The sequence below is a fragment of the Phenylobacterium sp. genome (assembly GCF_036563385.1).
Lineage (GTDB): Bacteria > Pseudomonadota > Alphaproteobacteria > Caulobacterales > Caulobacteraceae > Phenylobacterium.
In genome coordinates this window covers 61,897-84,218 of sequence record NZ_DATCML010000019.1, presented here as the reverse complement: position 1 = coordinate 84,218, position 22,322 = coordinate 61,897, and the positions used below count along the sequence as shown (strand labels likewise).

At 71.1% G+C, this 22,322-nt stretch carries 21 protein-coding genes; 19 read left to right on the top strand and 2 right to left on the bottom strand.

All coding sequences use genetic code 11. The annotated features are described in order from the left end of the window. The first annotated feature begins 7 nt into the window (after window positions 1-7). The 11 genes from VIL67_RS19535 to VIL67_RS19485 all read left to right on the top strand — a co-directional run bounded on the left by VIL67_RS19535 (window position 8) and on the right by VIL67_RS19485 (window position 9,230). Window positions 8-640, top strand: a complete 633-nt coding sequence (locus VIL67_RS19535) for a glutathione S-transferase family protein (RefSeq protein ID WP_332050600.1) — start codon at window positions 8-10, stop codon at window positions 638-640. After that, on the top strand, window positions 637-1,164 hold the full coding sequence (locus VIL67_RS19530) for a DUF1697 domain-containing protein (protein WP_332050599.1): 528 nt from the start codon (window positions 637-639) through the stop codon (window positions 1,162-1,164). Before VIL67_RS19535 ends, VIL67_RS19530 begins: the two co-directional genes overlap by 4 nt. Window positions 1,165-1,412: 248 nt before the next feature. After that, window positions 1,413-1,625: a Flp family type IVb pilin gene (locus VIL67_RS19525; protein WP_332050598.1), complete on the top strand. Its 213-nt coding sequence runs from the start codon at window positions 1,413-1,415 to the stop codon at window positions 1,623-1,625. Window positions 1,626-1,650: 25 nt separating this feature from the next. Continuing rightward, window positions 1,651-2,523: a Flp pilus assembly protein CpaB gene (gene cpaB / locus VIL67_RS19520; protein WP_332050597.1), complete on the top strand. Its 873-nt coding sequence runs from the start codon at window positions 1,651-1,653 to the stop codon at window positions 2,521-2,523. Window positions 2,524-2,629: 106 nt separating this feature from the next. Then, window positions 2,630-3,982, top strand: coding sequence for a type II and III secretion system protein family protein (locus VIL67_RS19515; protein ID WP_332050596.1), 1,353 nt, complete (start codon window positions 2,630-2,632; stop codon window positions 3,980-3,982). Continuing rightward, window positions 3,979-4,287 (top strand): hypothetical protein, encoded by a 309-nt coding sequence (locus VIL67_RS19510; protein ID WP_332050595.1) that lies wholly within the window; start codon window positions 3,979-3,981, stop codon window positions 4,285-4,287. Before VIL67_RS19515 ends, VIL67_RS19510 begins: the two co-directional genes overlap by 4 nt. A gap of 36 nt (window positions 4,288-4,323) precedes the next feature. Then, the gene (locus VIL67_RS19505; protein ID WP_332050594.1) at window positions 4,324-5,505 is read left to right on the top strand and encodes a CpaE/TadZ family protein; all 1,182 of its coding nucleotides are present in this window, start codon (window positions 4,324-4,326) and stop codon (window positions 5,503-5,505) included. Continuing rightward, window positions 5,502-6,866, top strand: coding sequence for a TadA family conjugal transfer-associated ATPase (locus tag VIL67_RS19500; protein WP_332050593.1), 1,365 nt, complete (start codon window positions 5,502-5,504; stop codon window positions 6,864-6,866). Before VIL67_RS19505 ends, VIL67_RS19500 begins: the two co-directional genes overlap by 4 nt. Window positions 6,867-6,876: 10 nt before the next feature. Continuing rightward, a complete protein-coding gene (locus VIL67_RS19495) occupies window positions 6,877-7,827 on the top strand; it encodes a type II secretion system F family protein (protein WP_332050592.1) in 951 nt (316 codons plus the stop codon). A 7-nt stretch (window positions 7,828-7,834) separates the two neighbouring features. After that, the gene (locus VIL67_RS19490) at window positions 7,835-8,767 is read left to right on the top strand and encodes a type II secretion system F family protein (protein ID WP_332050591.1); all 933 of its coding nucleotides are present in this window, start codon (window positions 7,835-7,837) and stop codon (window positions 8,765-8,767) included. Between the two features lie 7 nt (window positions 8,768-8,774). Then, window positions 8,775-9,230, top strand: a complete 456-nt coding sequence (locus VIL67_RS19485) for an A24 family peptidase (RefSeq protein WP_332050590.1) — start codon at window positions 8,775-8,777, stop codon at window positions 9,228-9,230. On the opposite strand, the gene VIL67_RS19480 is transcribed toward VIL67_RS19485, so the two are convergent. Beyond that, window positions 9,227-10,624 (bottom strand): TadE/TadG family type IV pilus assembly protein, encoded by a 1,398-nt coding sequence (locus VIL67_RS19480; RefSeq protein ID WP_332050589.1) that lies wholly within the window; start codon window positions 10,622-10,624, stop codon window positions 9,227-9,229. The genes VIL67_RS19485 and VIL67_RS19480 overlap by 4 nt on opposite strands. Before the next feature lie 120 nt (window positions 10,625-10,744). Here VIL67_RS19480 and VIL67_RS19475 point away from each other — a divergent pair, with 120 nt between their 5' ends. From VIL67_RS19475 to VIL67_RS19460, 4 genes are all read left to right on the top strand, one after another. Continuing rightward, on the top strand, window positions 10,745-11,272 hold the full coding sequence (locus VIL67_RS19475; RefSeq protein WP_332050588.1) for a TadE/TadG family type IV pilus assembly protein: 528 nt from the start codon (window positions 10,745-10,747) through the stop codon (window positions 11,270-11,272). Then, window positions 11,269-11,799 (top strand): TadE/TadG family type IV pilus assembly protein, encoded by a 531-nt coding sequence (locus tag VIL67_RS19470; RefSeq protein WP_332050587.1) that lies wholly within the window; start codon window positions 11,269-11,271, stop codon window positions 11,797-11,799. The genes VIL67_RS19475 and VIL67_RS19470 overlap by 4 nt, the downstream gene beginning before the upstream one ends. A gap of 57 nt (window positions 11,800-11,856) precedes the next feature. Further along, a complete protein-coding gene (locus VIL67_RS19465) occupies window positions 11,857-12,147 on the top strand; it encodes a hypothetical protein (protein ID WP_332050586.1) in 291 nt (96 codons plus the stop codon). 211 nt (window positions 12,148-12,358) lie between these two features. After that, window positions 12,359-14,533, top strand: a complete 2,175-nt coding sequence (locus tag VIL67_RS19460; RefSeq protein WP_332050585.1) for a family 16 glycosylhydrolase — start codon at window positions 12,359-12,361, stop codon at window positions 14,531-14,533. Here the strand turns inward: VIL67_RS19460 and VIL67_RS19455 are convergent. Next, window positions 14,530-16,107: a ShlB/FhaC/HecB family hemolysin secretion/activation protein gene (locus VIL67_RS19455; protein ID WP_332050584.1), complete on the bottom strand. Its 1,578-nt coding sequence runs from the start codon at window positions 16,105-16,107 to the stop codon at window positions 14,530-14,532. The genes VIL67_RS19460 and VIL67_RS19455 overlap by 4 nt on opposite strands. 223 nt (window positions 16,108-16,330) lie before the next feature. Between VIL67_RS19455 and VIL67_RS19450 the strand changes: the two genes are divergently transcribed. From VIL67_RS19450 to VIL67_RS19435, 4 genes are read left to right on the top strand one after another with little or no spacing between them, the layout of a single operon-like run. Continuing rightward, on the top strand, window positions 16,331-18,178 hold the full coding sequence (locus tag VIL67_RS19450; protein WP_332050583.1) for a FecR family protein: 1,848 nt from the start codon (window positions 16,331-16,333) through the stop codon (window positions 18,176-18,178). Next, window positions 18,178-20,589, top strand: coding sequence for a putative bifunctional diguanylate cyclase/phosphodiesterase (locus VIL67_RS19445; RefSeq protein ID WP_332050582.1), 2,412 nt, complete (start codon window positions 18,178-18,180; stop codon window positions 20,587-20,589). Before VIL67_RS19450 ends, VIL67_RS19445 begins: the two co-directional genes overlap by 1 nt. A 40-nt stretch (window positions 20,590-20,629) precedes the next feature. Then, entirely contained in the window at window positions 20,630-21,820 is a 1,191-nt protein-coding gene (locus VIL67_RS19440; RefSeq protein WP_332050581.1) for a glycosyltransferase family protein, read from the top strand. A 59-nt stretch (window positions 21,821-21,879) separates the two neighbouring features. Next, the gene (locus VIL67_RS19435) at window positions 21,880-22,284 is read left to right on the top strand and encodes a hypothetical protein (RefSeq protein ID WP_332050580.1); all 405 of its coding nucleotides are present in this window, start codon (window positions 21,880-21,882) and stop codon (window positions 22,282-22,284) included. Window positions 22,285-22,322: the final 38 nt, after the last annotated feature.

Here is a 22,322-nt window from a genome sequence, read left to right as displayed (position 1 = left end):
CGCGCCCGTGGAGCTGGTGATCGGCACGAAGAAGTGGTCCACCTGGTCGCTGCGGCCGTGGCTCGTCGCCCGGCGCGCCGGGGCGGCGTTCACCGAGACGGTGATCCCGCTGCGGCAGGCCGACAACCAGACCGAAGCCGAGATCCGCCCGCATTCGCCGAGCGGCCTGGTGCCGGCGCTGAAGGTGGACGGGCTGGTGATCGTGGACTCCCTGGCGATCTGCGAGTTCCTGGCCGAACGGTTTCCCGAGGCGGGGCTTTGGCCGGCGGACCCGGCCGCCCGGGCGCTGGCCCGCTCGGCGGCCAGCGAGATGCACGCCGGCTTCTCCTCCCTGCGCGGCGAGTGCCCCATGGACCTGACGGCGGAGCCTCGGGCGGTGGAGCTGTCGGAGGCGACGCACAAGGACGTCCGCCGCATCGTCGCCCTGTGGACCAGCCTGCTCGAGCGGTTCGGCGGGCCCTACCTGGGCGGGGGGCAATGGGGGATCGTGGACGCCTTCTACACCCCGGTGGCCACCCGCTTCCGCACCTATGGCGTGCGGCTGTCGGACTTCGGGGACACCGGGATCTGCGGCGAGTACGCGGCGCGGCTGCTGGCCGAGCCCGAGTTCCTGGCCTGGGAGCGCGACGCGCGGGCATGAGGCGGGTGGCGGCCCTGCTGCGGGCGGTCAACGTCGGCGGCGTCAAGCTGCTGATGAGCGACTTCCGCCGCGTGCTGGCCGGCCTCGGCTACGAGGACCCGGAGACGCTGGTGGCGAGCGGGAACGCGGTGTTCGGCACGGACCGCCCGGCCGCGGCGGTGGAGGCCGCGGTGAAGTCGGCGCTGGCCAGGGAGCTGGGGCTCGCGACCGAGGTGTTCGTGCGCGACCATGCGGAGCTCGCCGCGGTGATCGCCGCCAACCCCTTCCCGGACTTCGCGCGGGAGAGCCCGAGCAAGCTGATGGCGGTGTTCCTGGCCGACGAGCCGCCTCAGGACCTGTCGCCGCTGGAGCGGTGGGCCACGGCCGGCGAGATGATCGCGCGCGGCCCGCGCTGCCTCTACATCGGCTATCCGGAGGGGGCCGGGCGCTCGAAGCTCGCCAATGCGCGGGGCACGCCGGCCACGGCCGGGACCGCCCGCAACTGGAACACGGTGGGCAAGCTGCACGCGCTCACGGTCGGCTAGCCGACCTTCAAACCGCCGATTTGCTTAAGATTTCGGCCCGCGGCGGACTCATCCGTAAAAATTTTTGTGGCCGGAATGCGGCGGAAATAAGCCAAGCAATTCCACAGCTTAGCCGCTATCTCCCTGTTTTTCATGGCATTTAGGCTCGGCCGTCGCGGAACCGTCTCGGTTAAGGTTGGTTCTCTCCGGCGACCCAAATGGGGCCGGCTAGCCCCCGGGTCACCGACACAGACCCTGAGGACCTTCCGATGCTCAAAACCTATGCCTACGCCCAGACAAAGATCGGGCAATTCAAGAACTTCATCGACGAGCTGCGCCAGGACGAAGAGGGCGCCGCGATGATCGAATACGCCCTGATCCTGGGCCTCGTCGCCGTGTTCGTGGTCGGCGCCATCATCACGATGCGCGGGTCGCTCAACACGAAGTTCGGCGAAATCAACACCGCACTCAACACCAAGTAGGCGATCGGCCGCGGGGGACAACATCATGCGTCGCGTCGGCCTGGTTCTCCTGGCGTTGTCGCTGCTTCTCGGCGGCGTGGCGGTCTGGAGCCTTCGAAGCTTCAGCGGCGCCAACGCCGCGCCTGCCCCCGCACCGCAAGCCGGGCCGCGCACGACCGTCGTGGTCGCTGCGCGGCCCATCGCGTTCGGCGAACAGATCGGCCCCGGCGTGCTCAAGGAGCAGCCCTGGCCGGGCGATGCGACCCCGCCGGGCGCCTTCCGCTCGATCGGCGAGCTGACCAGCGGCCAGCCCAGGCTGGCGCTCTCGCCCCTGGCGGCCAACGAGCCGATCCTGGCTCCGAAGATTTCCGGCCCGGGCGGCCGCGCGACGCTCTCGGGCGTGATCCGCGCCGGCTACCGGGCGAGCACTATCCGCGTCGACGACGCCACCGGCGTGGCGGGGTTCGTCCTGCCCGGCGACTTCGTCGACGTCATCGTCACCCGGCCCGAAAAGCAGGGCGCCGAGGGCGAGGAGGTGATGCGTTCCGACACCCTTCTGGAAGGCGTGCGCGTGCTGGCCGTCGACCAGGTGTCCAGCGACCGCAAGAACGAGCCCGTCGTGGCGAAGGCGGCCACAGTCGAGGTGACGCCCGACCAGGCCCAGAAGCTGGCGCTGGCCGGGCAGGTGGGCACGTTGGCCCTGGCGCTGCGCGGCTCCGCGGATCCGCTGGCCTCGGCCGGCCCCGCCGCCGCCCGCACCATGCGCACGGGCGACCTGCGCCTCGCGGGCGCCGGCGTCTCCGAAGCGCCCGCCCGGGTCCGCGTGGTGCGCGTGGCGCGAAACGCGGGGCCGTCGGGACCCACACTCAAGATCTACCGCGCCGCCGACGCCACGAGCGTTCGCGTCGCCCGCGAATAGCGGCCGCCGGGGGAGCGCGAGCGGCACAACGACGACATCTTAGGGGGACACCAGGATGCAGAAGCAGCAACGCGCAGGCCGGCCGGCCTTCCTTCGGGGAGGGCTGGTGTTGGCATGCGCAGCCGTGCTGGCGCTGGCCGGCGGCTCGGCGGCGCAGGCGCAGCGCACCAAGGGCAAGGCGGTCGCCAGCGAGAGCGCGGTGCGGACCGTGACGGCGGACGGCTCAGGGTACGGTGGACAACTGTCGCTGCCGATCGGCGGTTCCAAGATCCTGCGGTTCAACCAGACGATCGGCCGGGTGATGGTCGGGGACCCCAAGGTGGCCGACGTGGTGCCGCTTAGCGACCGCACCCTTTACGTCCTGGGCAAGGCGGCCGGCGCCAGCAGCCTGACGGTGCTGCCGGCCGGGGACAGCCCCAGGCCCATCGCCGCCATGGACCTGCGGGTCGGCTACGACGTGGATGGCATGCAGCGCGGCCTGGCCGAGACGATGCCTGGCGAGGGGATCAAGGTGCTGGCCCAGGGCGACGGACTGGTGCTGTCGGGCACGGTGTCCTCGTCGGCGGTGGCGGCGCGCGCGATGGCGCTGGCCGAGCACTACGCCCCCGAAAAGGTCGTGAACTTGATGAGCGTGCGCGGCCCCGAGCAGGTGATGCTGTCGGTGCACGTGGCCGAGGTGCAGCGCTCGGCGCTGCGCCAGCTGGGCATCACCCAGATCGTCGGCGGCGACCAGTCGATCTACAAGTTTCCCGACATCACCCTGAACCCCGACGCTCTCGCCAACCTCGGCATCGTCACCCGGGTCGCGGAGAACTACACCTTGCAAGGTTTGTTCGAGGCGCTGGAGCGGAAAGGCTTCGCCTCGACCCTGGCTCAGCCGCAGCTGACTGCGTTGTCAGGCGAGACCGCGACCTTCTTTGCGGGCGGCGAGTTCCCGATCCCGGTGCCGCAGATCCAGGGCGTCGGCGAGGCCATCGTGACGGTGGAGTTCAAGCAGTACGGCGTCAGCGTCGGCTTCACGCCCACCGTCTATGGCGACACGATCAACCTGCTGGTGGCGCCGGAGGTCAGCGCGCTCGACCGCGAGAACAGCGTCCAGTTCCAAGGCCTGCGCATCCCGGGCCTCACCACCCGACGGGCCAAGACAACGGTCGAGCTAAAGAACGGCCAGAGCTTCGCGATCGCCGGCCTGATCCGCAAGGAGTTCTCCGACAGCCTGCGCGGCGTGCCTGGCGCATCGAGCATCCCGGTCTTCGGGCCGCTGTTCCGCTCCACCGGGTTCCAGAAGAACGAGACGGAGGTGGTGATCATCGTCACCGCGCACCTCGCCAAGCCTACCGACCGCAAGAACCTGCTGCTGCCCACCGACCTGCAGGGCGCGCCGAAAGCCAGCGACCTGCTGCTGATGGGCGTCACGGATCGGGTGAAGACGCCAACCACCGCCGGAGCCGCCCGATGAACCGCGTTGTCATCCCCCTGTTGACGCTGGGCGTCGTGCTGACTGGCTGCACGACCCCGCTGGATGCGCCGTCATCGCCAGCTTTCGGCCAAGCGGTTGCGAGCATGGGCGTCCAGATCATCCCGCCACCGGTGATCTCGGACGAGCCGCCGGAGAGCTCCGCCGCCCGAGGCGTCGAAGCCATCCGGCGTTACGAGCGCGGTGAGGTGAAGAAGCCGCCGTCCACCACGACCTCCGAGATCGCGGCCGACCTGGCCAACGGCGACAACGACAGCGGCGGCGGCGGAGGGGGGCTCAGCAAGTGACCGCCTTCGACCGGCCGAACTCGCAGGAGACACGTCATGAAATCTGACCGCCATGTGCTCGTCGTCGGCTCGGATTCCGAACTGATCGGCGCGGTGGGCGCGGCCATCCGCGGGCTGCGCAACCTCAGCCTGGAGATCGCCCGCAGCGAAGGCGTGCGCAGCCTGTCCGGCAAGGCGAACACCGCCGCGGCCGTGGTGGTGGAGGTGGACGCTGGCGCACCGGACGCCCTGGAGCGCTTCCACCGCCTGGCGCTCACCGCCCGCGAGCGGCAGGTGGTCGCGGCGGCGCGAAACGCCTCCGGCGAACAGGTGCGGCTGCTGTTCCGGGCGGGCGCCGCCGACGTGCTGACCGGGCCGTTTACCGGCGAGGTGGTCCGCGCGAGCCTGCGCGACGTGCTGGACGCCAACCCGCTCGTGGGCGCAATGAACGGCGGGGTGATCTCAGTGGTGAAGGGCTGCGGCGGAGCCGGGGCCACCACATTCGCGCTCAATGCCGGCGCGCTCCTGGCGCAGGGCGACGCCAAGCGCGGGCGGCCGCCGCGCAGCACCGCGGTGATCGACCTCGACCTGCAGTTCGGCGACGCCGCCCTGGCGCTGGACCTGACGCCGCGCAGCACGGTCGTTGATGTGCTGCGCGCCCAGGAGCGGGTGGACGCCCGCTTCGTGGAGAGCGTGATGACGGAGCATGCCAGCGGGCTGAAACTGCTGGCGGCGCCGCCCACTGTGGTGCCGCTGGACGCCGTCAGCGGCGACTTCGCCGTTGACCTGATCGAGCACGCGACCGCGACCTTCGAGCGCACGATCATCGACCTGCCGGCGTCCTGGACCGACTGGACGTTCCCGGTGCTGCAACGCTCGGACGTCGTGGTGCTGGTGACCACGCCGACGGTGCAGGGCGCGCTGGGCGCGCGCCGGGTGCTGGACGCGCTTGGCGAGGCCGGCGTGCAGCGGCCGATCTTCCTCGTGCTCAACAAGCTGGCGGGCGTGATCGACGCTTTCGAGAAGCCCGGCCGGATCGGCAAGAGCCTGGAGATGGGCGTCGACGCCGCCCTGGCCCTCGACCCCATGGCGGTGAAAGCCAGCGACCGCGGCCAGCTGGTGGTGGACGCCTTCGTCAATTCGAAGCTTGCCAAGGACTTCCGGCCCGCCGCGGCCAAGTTGGATGGCCGGCTGGAAGCGCTAAGCGCCGGCCTCGCCTTCACCGAGATCGCCGCATGAGACTGTCCTTCGCCGCCACCTCGGTTGCGCCGGCAGCCCGGACCCGGGTCGAGGCCGTCGAGACGCGCAGCTTCGAGCCGGACCCGTTCGGCGCCTTCGCGGCGGACGACGACTACTTCGAACTCAAGACCCGGATGCACCGGCAGCTGATCGAGCGGATGAACCTGGCGACGATCACGCTGCGCTCGCCCGAGCAGGTGCGCCAGGAAGTGGCCGAGCTGGTGGCCACGATCCTCAAGGAAGACGCCCTGCCGCTGAACGCCGACGAGTCCCATCGGCTGATCGACGACCTGATGCACGAGCTGCTGGGCTTCGGGCCGCTGGAGCCGCTGCTGCACGACCCTGACATCTCGGACATCCTCGTGAACACCGCTCGCGAAGTCTATGTGGAGCGGCGCGGCCAGATGGAGCTGACGCCGGTGCGGTTCGCCGACGAGCAGCACCTGCTGCGGGTGATCGAGCGGATCGTCGACAAGGTGGGCCGGCGGATCGACGAGAGCCAGCCCATGGTGGACGCCCGACTGCCGGACGGCAGCCGGATCAACGCGGTGGTCCCCCCGGTCGCTGTGGACGGCGCCCTGCTGTCGATCCGGCGGTTCTCGCGCATCCCGTTCAGCATGGACCGGCTGGTGGCCAATGGGACCGTGGACGAGGCCTGCGGCGCGATACTCAAGGGCATCGTCGCGTGCCGGCTGAACATCCTGATTTCAGGCGGCACGGGCACCGGCAAGACGACGCTGATGAACGCCATGTCCCAGGGTATCGGACCGCGCGAGCGGATCGTCACCATCGAGGACGCCGCCGAACTGCAGCTGCAGCAGCGGCACGTGGTGCGCATGGAGACCCGGCCGTCGAACATCGAGGGCCGGGGCGAGATCACCCAGCGGGATCTGGTGCGTAACGCGCTGCGCATGCGGCCCGACCGGATCATCGTCGGCGAAGTCCGGGCCGGCGAGGCCTTCGACATGCTTCAGGCGATGAACACCGGGCACGACGGCTCCATGACCACGGTGCACGCCAACACGCCGCGCGATGCGCTGGCCCGGGTGGAGCAGATGGTCAGCATGGCCGGGCTCGATCTCCCGGCCCGTGCGGTGCGCACCCAGATCGCCAGCGCGATCGACGTGGTGGTGCAGGTCAAGCGGTTCCAGGACGGTTCGCGGCGGGTGGTGAGCGTCTCGGAGATCGACGGCATGGAAGGCGACGTGATCGTCATGCAGGAGATTTTCCGGTTCGAGCAGACCGGCGTGGATGAGGCCGGCAAGGTGCAGGGCCGCTTCGTCTGGACAGGTCTGCGGCCAGGCTTCCTCGACACCTTCAAGGCCATGGGCGTGAGCCTGCCTGAGGGAATGTTCTCATGAGGGCGCGGCCGTGATCCTGATCGCCTACCTCGCCGTTTCACTGGCGATCGCCGCGGCGCTTTATGGCGGTTGGCTGACGGTGCAGAGCTTCGGGGGCGAAGCGCGGCTCATCGAGCGCCGCCTGGGTCGCCCACACGCGCCGCATGTCGAGAGCCCGGCCCTGCCTGGCGAGCCGAAGCCGGACGAAAGTCCGTTCGCGCGGTTCATCGATGCGCGCATCCCGGCGCTGCGCCGGAGGCTGCTGGCGGCGCGCGCGCCGTTCACCCCGAGCCAGGTGGTGCTGGGCTCGCTGGGCGGGTTCGCCGGCCTGTTGATCGCCCTCTCGGTTGTCGGCGTGCCGCCGCTGTTCGCCCTGGCCGCGGCCGGCTGGGGCGGACTGGCCAGCCCGCTGCTGCTGATCTCCTTCCTGGCCGCGCGGCGCCAACGGCTGTTCACCCAGCAGATGCCGCAGGCCGTCGACCTGATGGCCCGCAGCCTGCAGGCCGGCCACCCGGTGACCACGGCCATGGCGGTGGCCTCGCGGCAGATGCCGGACCCGATGGGGCCGGAGCTGTCGGTGGTGATCTCCGAGATGAGCTACGGCCTGGACCGCGACACAGCGCTGCGCAACCTGTTGCAGCGGTTCCCGATCCCGGAGCTCCGGATGTTCGCGGCCTCGCTGGAGGTGACCCGCGAGACTGGCGGCAACGTCGCCGAGGTGCTGCTGAACTTGGGCGAAGCCATGCGGGCGAAGGCGCAGCTTCGCAAGAAGGTCGCGGCGATCTCCGCCGAGGGCCGGATGTCGTTCTGGGTGGTGTCGGCCCTGCCGGTCGTGGTGGTGGGCGTGCTGCTGCTGATCGCGCCGGAATACTACACAGAGGTCTCGGGCGACCCGCTGTTCTGGCCCCTGATGTCTGGCCCGCCGCTGATGTGGACGATCGGCGCGCTGATGATCTGGCGCATGATCAATTTCAAGATCTGAGGGCGCAATGGCGGAGCTGGTCATCTTCCTGGCGACGGTGCTGGCGGTTCTGGCGCTGGGCGCGGGCGTCGCGGCGTTGGTCATGGGAGACCGCGCGTTCGACTCGCGACTGACCGCGCTTAGCGCCGGACGCCCGGGCGCGGCGGCGGTTCAGGGACCCTTCTCCGCCATTCTCCCGACGCTGCTCGACAGCCTAATCCGGTGGGGCCGCACCGCAGGGCGCGGCAGCCTGGAGACCGAGGCGCGGGCCAGCCTGCGCATGAAGCTTGTACAGGCCGGCTTCTACGCCGACCGGGCGGCCGAGGCTTTCTTCGGCATCCGCGCGGCCGCGGCGCTACTCCTGGGCGTCCTGGGCCTCGTCGCGGGGTTGGCGCTCAACCTCTGGGGTGTTTTCGGCGCCGTGGCCGGGGCGATGCTGGGGGCGAACATCGGTCTCTTCGTGCCGAACCTCGTCCTCTCCTCGAAAATCAAGGCGCGCACCGAGGCCATGTACCTTGGTCTGCCGGACGCCATCGACCTGATGGTGGTGAGCCTGGAGGCCGGCGCGACGCTGAGCGCCGCTCTGCAGCGCGTGGAAGCCGAGTTCCGGGATCTGCACGCCGTCGTCACCGAACAGTTCGGAATTGTGCTGGCGGAGATGCAGGCGGGCGCCAGCCGGGCCGAAGCCCTGACCCGGCTGGCCGCGCGCTCCCCCGGCGACGAGGTCAAGCAGCTGACCACTATGATCATCCAGTCGGAGGCGGTCGGCGCGAGCCTGGGAGACACGCTGCGGGTTTTCGCCGAGGAGATGCGCAAGACCCGCTACCTGGACGCCGAGCGCAAGGCCGCCGAGCTGCCGGTGAAGCTCGCCTTTCCGTTGGTGCTGTTCATCTTTCCATGCCTGACCAGCGTGATCTTCATTCCGGTGGCCATCCGCTTCATCCGCGGCCTGATGGGGTGACGCGGCCGTGAGCATCCTGGCGCTGATCGTCTTCGGCGCCCTGCTCGGGGGCGCGGCGGCGAGCGATCTGAAGAGCTATCGCATTCCCAACCGGCTCTGCCTGGCCCTCGCGGCGGGGGCGCTGGTGCTGGCGTTCCCCGCCTCGTCTGACGAGTGGGTGTCCCGCGGCGGCGCGTTCCTCGCGGTGAGCATCGTGGTGCTCAGCCTCTATGTCATGAGAGCGATGGGCGGTGGCGACGTGAAGCTGCTCGCCGCCGTGTCGCTGTGGATCCCTCTCGGCGAGCTGCCGGTGTTCGTGCTGGCGCTTGGGCTGGCCGGCGGAGTGCAGGCCCTGGTGACCATGGCCGGCCGCAGGCTGGCCACGGCGGGCGCCGCGGCTACCATGCGGCGGCGGATGCCTTACGGAGTCAGCATCGCACTTGCCGGCTGGGCCTGGGCCGCGGCGGCGTTTCTCGGTCGCTAACGGGAGATGTGCAGGCGAGCGATGTCGTGCCCGATCGCCCGGAACGCCTCGCGCAGCTCGAGGCCGCTATCGGGCAGGTAAGCGTGCTCGCCGCTGGTGGCGCACTTTTCCATGATCTCGATGGCGGTGGGCTCCACCAGCTGGAAGCCGACGGTGTAGACCACCACGTCCTTCTTCTTCATGTTCTTGCAGAGCTCGAGCGCCTGCTTCCTGTTCGAGCCGTTGTCGGAGTTGTCGTTGATCTGCGGCCGCGGGCTTCCTGGGAGTGAGTCCTTCGCAACGACACCGTAGCGGTAGATGGTGTTGAACTCGCCGTCGGTCATCAGCACGACGACCTTGACCAAATCCGGCGTGTTGTAGGGCTTGGCCTGTCCCTCGCCCGTCCAGAGGTCGGCCCAGTTGGGGGAGACCATGTACCAGCCCCAGGCCAGCCCGATGTGGCCGGCGGTGGACCCCTGAGGTTGCAAACGGGCGATGCTGTCCTTGAGCGCCGTCTTGCTGGAGGTAAGGGGCATGACCTGCGCCGAGAGGCAGTCGCTCGCGCGAGTGGCTGGTGCGTAATGCCGACCGACGAAAGCCGTCCTGTAGCTGACGTCGTCGTACTCGTGCTTGTCAGCGGTCCGCTCGGTGACGCAGGGGGTGGCGTGGAACGTTTCCCGCGGCTGCGAACCGTACAGCGCAGGGAACTCGATCTTGTCAAAGCGGGCCGCGTATTCGCTCTTGTCGCTGCCCTGGCCGTCGCCGATCCTGGCCACACCGTTCGTCAGGTCGCCTCGAACCGTGGCGGCCTTGTCGCCCAGCCTGACGGCGCTCGAATAGGGGACAAGAGCGATCTTCGAGAAGAACGGCGTCTGGCGGTCGGCGACAACGATGTCGACGAGCTCGGTGGCGGCGGCCTTCAAGGCGGCCATCTTGCTCGGCGGGTTGTTCATCGAGCCGGTGACGTCGAGCACCAGGGCGACCTCGAGGTTGGCGCCCGCCCGTCGGACTTCGGAGTGGGCGTTGACCCGCATGTCCTGACCGTTCAGCACGAGGTGCGCGAGGATGGTGTCGACGGTGGCGCTCGCGTCCCCCTCCACCACGCGGTTATTGTCCTTGAGGTTGAAGACAGGCCCCGCGGTGACTTCGAAGGGAGCGTTCACCCGGTTCTGGTCGAAAGCGATCTTGGCCACGCGCCTGATCTCGTTGATGTCGTCGGTGGGCTCGCGCGCGCCGGCCAGGGTGGCGGCGTCCAGGGCGTCCTGTAGCTGGGTCTTGGTTGAAAAGGCCCGCGATACGTCCACGGCGCCAAGCGCCGCGATGCTAAGTGGGATCACCGCGATCGCAAGCAGGATGGCCACCGCGCCGGAGCGATCGGCGGGGAGCGCCTTCAGCCTGCGCAGCATGCTCGACATCGGCGAAAGTCCCGGAAGCGGAGAAGATTCGACACTGTGGCCCAGCTTGTTTGGAACCAAGCTAAGCCACTGATCTTTCCTTATAAGTCGTGGGGCGGTTGAAAGTGCCAAGCTGTGGGGATGCGGGCCTGGATCAGACGTAGGACGCAGCGGCTGGCAGCCGACCAGCGGGGCGCGACTCTGGTGGAGTTCGCCATCGTCGCGCCGGTCTTCCTGGTGATGCTCCTGGGTACGCTGGAGGTCGGCGTGCTGGGCATGATGTCGGGCAATTTTCATGGGGCGGTGCTGAGCGCCTCGCGCCAGATCCGCACAGGCCAGTCTGACGGGCCACGGACGGCAAACGCCTTCCGGACCCTGATCTGCGCGCGGATGGCCGACGGGCCAAAGAACTGCAACGAGCGCCTGCGGATCAACGTGCAGGCGATGAACCGCTTCGCCAACGCCGCCGGCCAGATGGGCTCGGACCCAGGGTCAGCGACAGCGCGCGAGGCCTTCGACGCGGGCGGGCCTGAGCAGGTGGTGCTGGTGACGGCGACCTACCGTTGGCCAGTGGTCATGCCCTTCGTCGAAGGCGCGTTTCAGCGAGTCGACGGGACGCATGTGCTGATCGTCAGCCGCTTCGCGTTCAAGAACGAGCCCTACCAGTGAGGCGGACGGCGCGGCGGCTATGGCGCGACCGGCGCGGCGCGGCGCTGGTGGAGTTCGCCATCATCGCTCCAGTGATGCTGCTGCTGTTGCTGGGCTCGGTCGAGACGGCGCATCTCGTGGAGTCCCATCGACGTGTGGCGCACACAGCTTCGGCGGTGGCCGATCTGGTGGCCCAGGAGCGGCAGGTGGACGGGGCCAAGCTGGCTGACATCTTCCTGGCCGGTGACCTGATCATCGCGCCTCTGCCGCCCGAGCGGCTGGGAGTGCGGGTGTCGAGCTTCGTAGCCGACAGCCAGGGCAAGGTCAGCCGCGAGTGGTTTGCGGAAGGCCGGCCTTACGCAGGCGGCGCCCCGGCGTCGTTGCCCAGCGGCTATACTTTGCCGCGGGGCCAGGGCGTGATCGTGGCGGACGTGAGCTATCGTTATCGGCCGGTGCTGCGCTGGGTGTTGCTGGGCGAGTTCACCCTGCAAAAGCGGATGCTGCTCAGGCCGCGCATCGCCGACAAGGTGGTCCGGGTCACGGGCTAGGACCCGAGGCGGCGGTTCGGACGTTAAGGGCTGGAAGGTTCAGGAGAGACGAGACCCATGAGGATCATGCTTGCCGTCGCCGCTCTTGCGGCGCTTCCGCTGGCCGCCTGCGACCGGCCGACCGGCACCGCCCCGCAGGACTCGGCGGTGGCCGCAGCCATGCCGGACACGGAAGCCGCGCAGAGCGACGACATGCGGCAGGTGTCGCCGGACGCCGGGGCCACGGGCCGGGTGCCCGCCGACGGCTCCGCCCCGGCGGTCTCGCCGACTCCGGAAGTGGGCACGGCCGGCGGTTCGCCGGGCACCGTGGGGACGCCCACCACCGACAATCCCTCGCTGAAGCAGTAGGCCGACGCACCGGGGCGCGCGGCGGGCCAGGTCCGCCCCGCGCTAAGGTGAAGCTTTGAGTTGCGCGTCGGTATGTAGAGCCGACGCGCAAGTCTGTCGTTCTGCGGCAGAGCGGCAGAACGGAGTGCGACGATTACAGCCGCGCTTGCGACAATCTGCCGGCTCAACCTTAGGCATGCACCGCCTCTAACACCGACCCAAGCAGCAAAGCTTGGGTCAGGGGTGCGTGGTGGGGTATCTGAAGTACGACGGCGCGTGGGCGGTCGAGACATCGCCGCCGACGCGGGACGACTACGGCACCTCGGGCGCCGACACCCTCACCGGCACGGCGGCGGCGGAGAGCTTCTGGGGCGGGCCCGCAGACCGCATGGTCGGCGGCGGCGGCGACGATACCTACTACCTGAAGGACCGCCGCGACGTGGTGGTCGAGCTGGCGGGCGAAGGCGTCGACAAGATCGTCGCCTGGCACAGCGTGACGCTGGCCGACCATCCCAACGTGGAGAACCTCGCCGTGTCCGGCGACGGCCTCTATGCGGCCGGCAACGCCCTGGACAACATCGTCTCCGGCGGCGCGGGCAAGGAGCAGATCTACGGCGGCGCCGGCCAGGACGTGCTGGTGGGCGGCGCCGGGGCCGACGTGTTCATCGTCCACAAGGGCGAGGGCAACGACGCGATCGCCGACTTCAACGCCGCCGAGGACAGGGTCAGGCTGAAGGCCGGGCTGACCAGCTTCGCGCAGGTGCAGGGCAGGCTCAGCCAGGCGGGCGCCGACGTGCGGCTCGACATGGGCGACGGCGATGGTTTGGTGTTCCGGAACCTGACGGTCGGCCAGCTGACCGCCGCCAATTTCCAGCTGTCGCTCGACCCGGGCCTACTGGGGCAGCAGACCTTCGCCGACGAGTTCGCCGGCCCGCTGTCGCTGTGGGACGCGGAGAGCCGGCCGGGCGGCGTCTGGCGGCCGGACTACGGCTACCAGGGAGCCCAGGGGGTGGGCAGCTACACCCTGGTGAGCAACGAGGAGAAGCAGGTCTACACCTCGCCCTACTTCCGCGACCACGCCGGCGACTTCGGCGAGAGCCCGTTCGTGGCCAATGCGGACGGGACGCTGTCGATCTGGGCGCGGCCGTCCGCCAACGCCGAGATCTTCGGCTACGGCTACACCTCGGGCCTGATCACCACCAAGGAGAGCTTCAGCCAAACCTACGGCTACTTCGAGATGCGCGCGGACGTGCCGGCCGGGCAGGGCGCGTGGCCGGCCTTCTGGCTGCTGCCGAAGGACGGCTCATGGCCGCCGGAGCTGGACGTGATGGAGGTGCTGGGCCACGACCCGCGGGCCTCGTGGACCACCTCGCATTCCGCGATCGGCGGGCACAGCTCCAGCGGCGTGGCGAGCTACACGCCGGACACGGTGGACGGGTTCCATACGTACGGGTCGCTGTGGACGCCAAGCGAGACCGCCTGGTTCATCGACGGGGTCGAGGTCTACCGCGTGGCCACCCCGGCGGACATGAACAAGCCGATGTTCCTGCTGGCGAACCTGGCGCTGGGCGGCTGGGCTGGGACGGTCGACCACGCCGCCCTGCCGGCGGAGTTCAGGATCGACTACATCCGCGCCTGGAACCTGGCGGGACCCGCCGCCGAGCCCCCGCCGCCGCCGCCGCCGCCGCCGGGGCCGTCCTACCAGAACGTCCTGTTCGAGCTGCCGCAGAGCGCGGCCTGGGTGCGGACCCTCACCGGCGGCGCCAAGCAGGACACCCTGACCGGGACCTCCGGCGCCGACTACCTGGACGGCAAGGGCAACGGCGACACGCTGCGCGGCCAAGGCGGCGACGACACCTATGTCGTCGACCACGCCAGGGACGCCGTTGTCGAGGCGGCTGGCGGCGGCGTCGACACCGTCCTCAGCACGGCCTTGGGCCACACCCTCGCGGCCAATGTGGAGAACCTGAAGCTGATCGGGGCCGCGGCCCAGGGCGGGACCGGCAACGATCTGGCCAACCGGCTGGCCGCCAACGACGCCGGCTCCACGCTGTCCGGCGGCGCCGGGAACGACATCCTGGTGGGCGGGCGCGGGGCCGACGTGCTGACGGGCGGAGCCGGACGCGACATCTTTCAGTTCGACCGCCTGCCGGCCGCCGCGGGGCGGATCACCGACTTCACCTTCGGCGAGGACATGCTGGACCTGCGCGGCCTCTTCCGGGCGGCGGGCTACGCCGGCGCCGACCCGCTGCGCGACGGCTGGCTGGCGCTGAAGGCGGACGGGGCCGGCGGCACGCAGGTGTGGTTCGACCCGGACGGCGGCGGCGCGAAGGCGGCGGTCCTGGTCACGACGGTGGCGGGGACGACGGCTTCAGCCTGGCACGCCCAGAACGACTGGTTCGTCTAGAAGCCGGCGGTCAGCGAGACGAAGGCCCGCCAGTCCTTGTCTCGGGTGACATAGGGGGTGCGGGTCAGGGGCCGGGCCGCCTCGATCCGCAGGGTGACCCTTCGGTTGAAGGTGAGCCGGGTGCCGACGCCCGCGGAGGCGAGGGCGGCGCTGTCGAAGCCCGGCGCGGCGTTCTTGCGCCAGACCTTGGCGGCGTCGGCGAAGCCGTACACCTGGAAGAAGCTGAGGGCGGCCGACCTGGGGTCGAAGCCGTAGCGCATCTCCACGAGGCCGCCTGCGCCGTTTTCGCCGGCGATCTCGGCGTAGTTGTAGGCCCGGCCGTAGGGCAGGGCGCCGGCGGCGAACTCTTCGGACGCGAGCAGCGGGTCAGGGGACCACTGGGCGTCGGCCTGGACGTAGACGCCGGCGCGTCGGCCGAGGTCGCGATAGTGCGAGCCGTGCGCCTGAATCTTCCAGAACTGGCCGTCGGCGTCCCAGCGCGAGCGGGTGCGGCCGGGGTTGTCGCTGGCGCCCAGCACGTCCAGCCCGCGGGAGACCTGGGCGAAAGCGGTGGTGGTGCGGCCGTCCTCCTGGCGCAGGGCGAAGAGCGAGGCGCGCACGACCCGCAGGTTGTCCTCGTAGCCGCCGGCAAGGCCCCAGTCCTGGACCACCTGGCTGGCGTCGAAGGCGAGCGCAGCCCAGAGCGCGTGCTTGCGGCCGCGCGACAGCGGGTGCGAGAGGCGCAGGCCGCCGGCCCGGTTCTCGTTGCCGACCACCTGCCCGAGGTTGGCCGAGGCGTCGCGGGCCCGGGCCGCCGAGGTGCGCACGCCCAGGCTGCCGCCGGTGGCCAGTGGGAACAGGTAGGACAGCTCGCCCTGGCTGAACTCCTTGGGATCCTGCGGCACGGTGAGCAGGGAGACGGCCGCCTGGTCGCCCGCCACGAGCGCCGAGTTGGCGGCCAGCCGGCCATAGACTTGCCAGGGGCCGGCCGATTCCGTGCCCCGGTTGTCGGCGTAGAGGCTGCCGGTCAGGGGCTGGCGGTCGGCCTGGACGACCAGGCGGTGCTGGGCCGGATCGTCGAGCACCGGCTCGAGGTGGCTCTTGAGCTTCAGGCCCGGCCGGTCCGTGGCCAGTGTCAGGCGGCGATCGAGGTCCGCGAGCTTGAGCGGCCGGGCGTCGGTCACCCCCTCCAGGAGGGCGCGGACGGCAGGGGCGGCGGCGCCGTCCACCTGCAGAGCGCTGACGTGGCCTTCGTAGACCACCAGGCGGACGATGCCCTCTGGGCCGTCCTGTGGCGGCACCACCGCGCGCGCCAGGAAATAGCCGTCGGCGCGGTACTTGTCGGTGATCGCCTGGGCGATGCGGGCGAGGTCGGTCATCGAGACCTCGCGCGTCAGGTGGTCGGCGTAAAGCGGGGCCAGCGCCTTGAGCGGATAGGCGGTGACGCCGTCGATGGTCAGCGCCATCAGCACGAAACAGGGTTCGCCGGCGGCGTCGCAGGTCTTGGGCGTGAGCGCCTTCGCGGGGGTGGCGGCCGCGGCCATGGCGGGCGTGGCCAGCGCGGCGCAGGCGCCCAGGCCGAGGGCCGCGGACACGCCGATGCGTGCCGGCCTTACCCCGCCATGCCTCCCCCTGAAGACCACCGAACCACCATGGTAAATAATGTTCTTAGGTGACCATTTTGCGACGGCAAGATGAAGGAGCAGCTAACCAAGAACAAATTTTTCCTTTATTAGCGCAACGTTAGCCCTAGCTGTGGCATGTCCGGGAAGTATTCGTGACAAGGCCGCGTATTTGGTCGCCATACAATAGGTCTGAATGATGCGTGCTTTTCGCATTGCCGTCTCGGCGGTCTTCACCTCGGCGGTGGTCTTCGGCTCCAACGCCGCACTGGCGGCGGACTGGAAGCTGGTGGAGGTCACCGGCACCGTGCGCGTCGCGGCGCCGGGGCGGGCTGCGGCGCCCGCCGCGCTGAACCAGCTGGTGCCGGTCGGCGCCAACATCACGACGGCCGCTGGCGGGCGCGCAGCGCTGTTCAACGGCGCCCAGAAGATCGTGCTGGGCGCCAACAGCCGCATGACCGTGGCGCCGGAAGATCAGCCGGGCATGGTGCGCATCGTCCAGGACCTGGGCTCGATCCTGTTCCAGGTGGACAAGCAGCCGTCGAAGCACTTCCGGGTCGACACCCCGCTGCTGGCCGCGATCGTCAAGGGCACCACGTTCACCGTCAACGTGGGGCCGCAGTCGGACACCGTGCACGTGGCCGAAGGCCTGGTGGAGGTCCGCCCGTCCAGCGGCGGGGCCGGCTCCGACGTGCCGGCCGGGACCACCGCCAGCGTCAGCCGCGAGGCGCCCGGCGCCGTCAGCAAGACAACCCCTTCGCCCCAGGCGTCCCCCGAGGCGGCGGCCAAGGTCGAGCCCCTGAACTATGCGGCCGTCTCGGACGGCCTGGTGCAGGCCACGCCGACGGGGGCCGGCCCCGCGGCGGCGCCGGCCGCTCCGCAAGCGAGCGCCGAGAGCGCGACTGCGGCCCCCGCCGCGCCGCCGGCGAGCAGCGCCGCCGCGGTTCGCCTCGCCGAGCTGGAGACGCCCGCGCGTCAGGAGAGCGGCCCGGCGCCTGCGCCCGCCCCGGCGCCCGGGCCTGCGCCCGCGCCGGCGGTGGAAGCGCCCGCCGCCGCCCTGCCAACTCCGGCCCCGGCCCCGGCCCCGGCTCCTGTTCCCGCTCCCTCGCCGGCCCCGGCCCCTGCGCCAGCGAGCCCCCCGGTGGTCCCGGCGCCGCAACCTGCGCCGCCTGCGCCGCCCGCGCCGCCGCCCGCCACCGCCGAGGCGGCCCCGGCGGCGCCGGAGCCCGCGGCGCCGCCCGCGCCTGAAGCGCCGGCGCCGACCCCGCCGGCTGCGGAGCCGCCGCCGGCCCCGGCCCAACCCCCTGCGCCTGCGCCCGCCCCCGCGCCCGCGCCCGCGCCCGCGCCTCAGCCGGCCCCGCCACCACAGGACGGGAACGGCAATGGCGTCGGCGCCGGCGGGACCCCGCCTGGGCAGGCGAACGGAGCCGACAACGGGGTCGGCCACGGCGGCGTGCCGCCTGGCCACCAGGACGGCGGTCCGCCGGCCCATGGCGGCGCGAACGAGGGCAATGGCCCGGGTTCCGGCGAGACCCCGCCGGGCCAGGCCAACGGGGCCGACAGCGGCGTCGGCCGCGGCGGCGTGCCGCCCGGCCACCAGGAGGGCGGTCCGCCGGTGAACGGCAATGGGAACGGCAACGGCAATGGCAATGGAGCCGGCGCCGGTAACGGCGCGGGCGCCGAGGCGCCGCCGCCCGAGCCAGGCGGCGCGCCGGACAACGGTCCCGGCAATGGCGGACCGCCCAGCCCTCCCGCCCCCAACGGCGGCAATGGCCACGGAAACCCCGAGCCGCCGCCGCCGCCCCACGGCAATGGCAATGGCAGTGGCAATGGAAACGTCGGCGCGCCGCCTCCGCCGCCGCCGAGCGGGAACGGCAACGGCGCCGATCCGCCGGCTCCGCCCGTCAGCGGCGGCCACGGAAACGGCAACGGCAGCGGCAATGGCAACGGCGGTCTCGAACCCGCCCCGCCGCCCGCGCCGGCCGGAAATGGCGGCAACGGCAGCGGCAACGGCAACGGCAACGGGAACGGACGCAACGGCTGATGCGCCTTCCCTGGACATCGCGGGCCGCCGATGATCCGGCGGCCCCCCGGGACTGGGCCGGCCTCGCCAAGCGCGCGGCCGGCCTCGTGGCGACCATGGCGCTGGTGGCGGCAGCCCAGCTGGCCGGCCTCCTGCAGCCCTTGGACGACGGGCTCGCCGAGCTGCGGTTCGAGTGGCTTCGCCGGCCGGCGAGCCAGAGCCTGGCGGTCGTGGAAATCGACACCGCCAGCCTGCGCGCCGCGGGCCAGTGGCCCTGGAGCCGCGCGCGCTACGCCCAGGCCATCGAGAACCTGCAGGCGGCCGGCGCCGGGGTGGTGGCCTTCGACGTGGACTTCAGCGCGCCCTCGTCGGCCCAGGCCGACGCCCGCCTGGCCGCCGCGGTGCGCGCCGTCCCGGGCGCCGTGGTGCTGCCGACGTTCGTTCAGCAGAGCTCGCTGAGCCCGCGGGGCGACATGGTCGAGAGCATGCCGCTCGCGGCCATGTCCGACGAGGCTGTCCTGGCGAGCGTCAACGTGCCGGTGGACCGTGACGGCCGCGTCAGGCGCTACGCCTATGGCTTTGAGGGCGGCGAGGGGGTGCGGCCCGCGATCGGCGCACTGCTCGCGGGAAGCCTGCCAGGAGGTTCGGGCAGCTTCCTGCTGGACTACGGGATCCGCGTGGAACAGGCGCCGCGGGTGAGCTTCGAGGACGTCTATAGCAACCGCTTCGACCCGGCGCTGGTGCGCGGCCGCTCCGTGCTGATCGGGGCCACGGCCCTGGAGCTGGGCGACGAGTTCGCCACGCCGCGCTTCGGCACCCTGCCGGGTGTCTATGTGCACGCCCTGGCCTATGAGAGCATGCGGGCTGGGCGCGATCTGAAGCGGCTGCATCCCTACGCCATGCTTGCGATCGCCGGCCTCGTCGCCTTCCTGCTCCGGCCCAGGGGCCTGGCCCTGTCGTTCCGCCGGCTGCTAGCCCGCCACCTGGCGGTGGCGAGCGGCGCGGTGGCGGCGTCGTTCCTGGCGCAGGCTCTGCTGCCGCTCACGCTCGACATCGCTTCGGTGCTGAGCGCGCAGGTGCTGATGCTGATCTGGACCGTGCGTTCGGAACTGCAACGGCGCGCCGCGGAGATCGTGCGCGAGCGGGAGGCGGGGCTGCTGCACCTCGCGCTGCACGAGCCAGAGACGGAGCTGCCCAACCGCCGGGCGCTGACCGCCGAACTTGCCGCGCGCATGCAGACGGACGCCGCCGTCGCCGTGGTGGCCGTGGGCATCGATCGCTACCCGACCATGCGCGGGGCGGTGGGCTACGGCCTCGCCAACCAGGTGGTACGCGCCATGGCCGAGCGGCTGGCGAAGGTGACCGGAGAGGCGGGCGTCGCCCACCTGTCGACCTCGGTCCTGGGCCTGGTGCTGTCCGCGCCGAGCCGCGCGGAGCTGGGCGAACGGCTGCAGCAGGTGGAGCAGCTGGACCCCGGGTACCAGATCGACGACCACGCCGTGGACGTCTTCGTTCGCCTGGGGATCGCCCACCGACTCCGGGCGGAGGACACCGCGGAGCGGCTGCTGGAGGACGCCTCCATCGCGCTCGACCGGGCCCGCCAGACCCACCGCCGCAGCGTCGCCTTCGACGCCTCGGCCTTCGTGGACCCGTCCATGAACCTCGCCCTCATGAGCGACATGCGCAATGGTCTGCGCCGCGGGGAGTTCGAGCTGCACTACCAGCCCAAGGTCTGCCCCGTCTCAGGCCGGCTGGCCGGGCTCGAGGCGCTGATCCGCTGGACCCACCCGGTGCGCGGGTCGATCGCGCCGGACGACTTCATCCCGGCGGCGGAGGAGACCGGCAACATCCGCGCGGTGACGGAGTGGGGCCTCGACCGCCTGCTGGCGGACCGCGCAAAGCTGCGGGCCGCGGGCCACTCGATCAACCTGGCGCTGAACGTCTCGCCCCTGCTGCTGAGCGATGGGTCATTCCTCGAGCGGGCCTTGAAGGCGGTGCGGCGCGACCCGCGCGACCTGACCTTCGAAATCACCGAAACCGCCGTGGTGCGCAGCCCCGAGGCCGCGATGTCGGCGATCCGTGCGTACCGCACCGCGGGCGTGAAGATCGCCATCGACGACTATGGCACCGGCCTTTCGTCGCTGGCCTACCTGAAGATGATCAAGGCCGACGAACTGAAGCTGGACAAGTCCCTGGTGGGCGATGCCGCCACAGCCGAGCGCGACCGGCTGATCCTGAGGTCGACCATCGAACTGGCCCACAGCCTGGACATGGCGGTGGTGGCCGAAGGCGTCGAGGACGAGGCCGTGCGCCAGGCTCTCGCCGAGCTGGGCTGCGACGCCATCCAGGGCTTCCTGGTGGCGCGCGCCCTGCCGCTGGACGAAGTGCTGGCGCGGCTGGACCGGGAAGCGGCGGAACCCGCCGCGGCGTGAGCCTTGGGGTGCGTCGTGGCTTGGGCTAGAAGGCGCCCGCATGGCAGATTCCGAAGCGCCCGCACCCAGCCCCGATGACGGCGCGCGGCTGCAGCGCGAGCAGCGCTGGGCCGAGGCGGTGGCGGCCTACCGCGTCGCCGCGCGGTCGGGGCTCACCGTCAGCCTGGCGGCCAATCTCGGCTACTGCCTGGGTGAGATGGGCGAGTTCGCCGAGGCCGAGCACTGGCTGCAGCTGGCGGTGAAGCATCGGGCGGGCAGCGCCGACCTGCGTCAGCGGCTAGGGGCGATCTATTCGGCTCAGGACAAGGTCGACCTCGCCGAGATCGAGTACCGGACCGCCCTGGCCCTGAAGCCAGATTCGGACGTCGCAAAGCTCTCGCTGGCCTCGATCCTGCTGTCGGTGGGGCGCTACGCCGAAGGCTGGCCGCTGCTGGAGGCGCGGACCCGGCTGCACGCCCACGTGGTCCCACGAGCGAACGCGGCCTGGCAGGAATGGACGGGCGAGCCCCTGGAAGGACGCTCGGTGTTCATCCAGGTGGAGCAGGGGCTGGGCGACCAGATCCAGATGATCCGCTTCGCACGCCTGCTGAAGGCGCGAGGCGCCGGGCGGGTGACCGCCGGCTGCCGCGGGCCGCTGGCGCCGCTGTTCCTGACCGCACCGGGGGTGGACGCCACCGTGGCGCTGGACGCCGGCACGCGCGCCCAGCTGGAGCGCCCCGACCTGTGGACCCATTATTTCACTCTGCCGTGGCGGCTGGGGGTGGGGGCGAACGATCTTTGGGCGGGCCCCTACCTTTCGGCGCCTGAAGACCGGAAGGCCCGGTGGCGGCCCGACGCGCGGATCGGCCTGGCGTGGCAGGCCAGCCCCACCGGCTTCAATGGCCGCAACAAGAGCCTGCCGCCCGAACTGGCGCGGCGGCTCCTGGACCGGGGCGCGATCAGCCTGCAGCCTGAGGACACGGGCGTCGCCGACATGGCCGACACCGCTGCGATCATCGATGGGCTGGATCTGGTGATCTCCATCGACACCTCCATCGCCCACCTGGCCGGCGCCATGGGAAAGCCCACCTGGACCCTGCTGCCGCGGCTGAAGACGGACTGGCGCTGGCTGCGCGGCCGGACGGACTCGCCCTGGTACCCCACCATGCGCCTCTACCGGCAGCAGACGGCCGGTGAGTGGGCGCCCCTCGTGGATCGCGTGATGGCCGATCTCGACGCCGGCTTCGCCTAGCCGGAACCCGCATTCCCCGGGCGCGGTTGGCCGTGAGGCAACCGCAAGGAGGACGCGAGATGAACCAACAGCAGGGCCAAGGCCCCGACCAGACCGATCGGCCGAGCGGAGACCAGGTGGAAGGCAGCCTGACCAACGGCGGCTCCCTGCCTGGATCGAGCGGTGAGGACCGCAGCTTCGGCTCCGGCCAGGAGGACGAGACCGGCTATGGCCAGGAGACGGGGCCGCTGGCCTCGGGCGACACCGGCGGCGCCTCGGGCTCGTCGGGCTCCACCGGCGCCTCGTCGGCCGGTCCCGGCGGCGGCGGCGACGCGCACCTGGGTTCGGGCGGGACCGGCGGCACGTCGGCCGGCGACCAGCAGACGGCGGCCGACAATAACCAGGGCGTCAGCCAGGCGGCCGGCGAGAACGCGACCGGCTCGTCCCAGGCCGGCTACGGCAACAGCGGCGAGGTCCCGCGCTAAAGAAAACGGCCGCCCCATGAGGGGCGGCCGTCATGCCT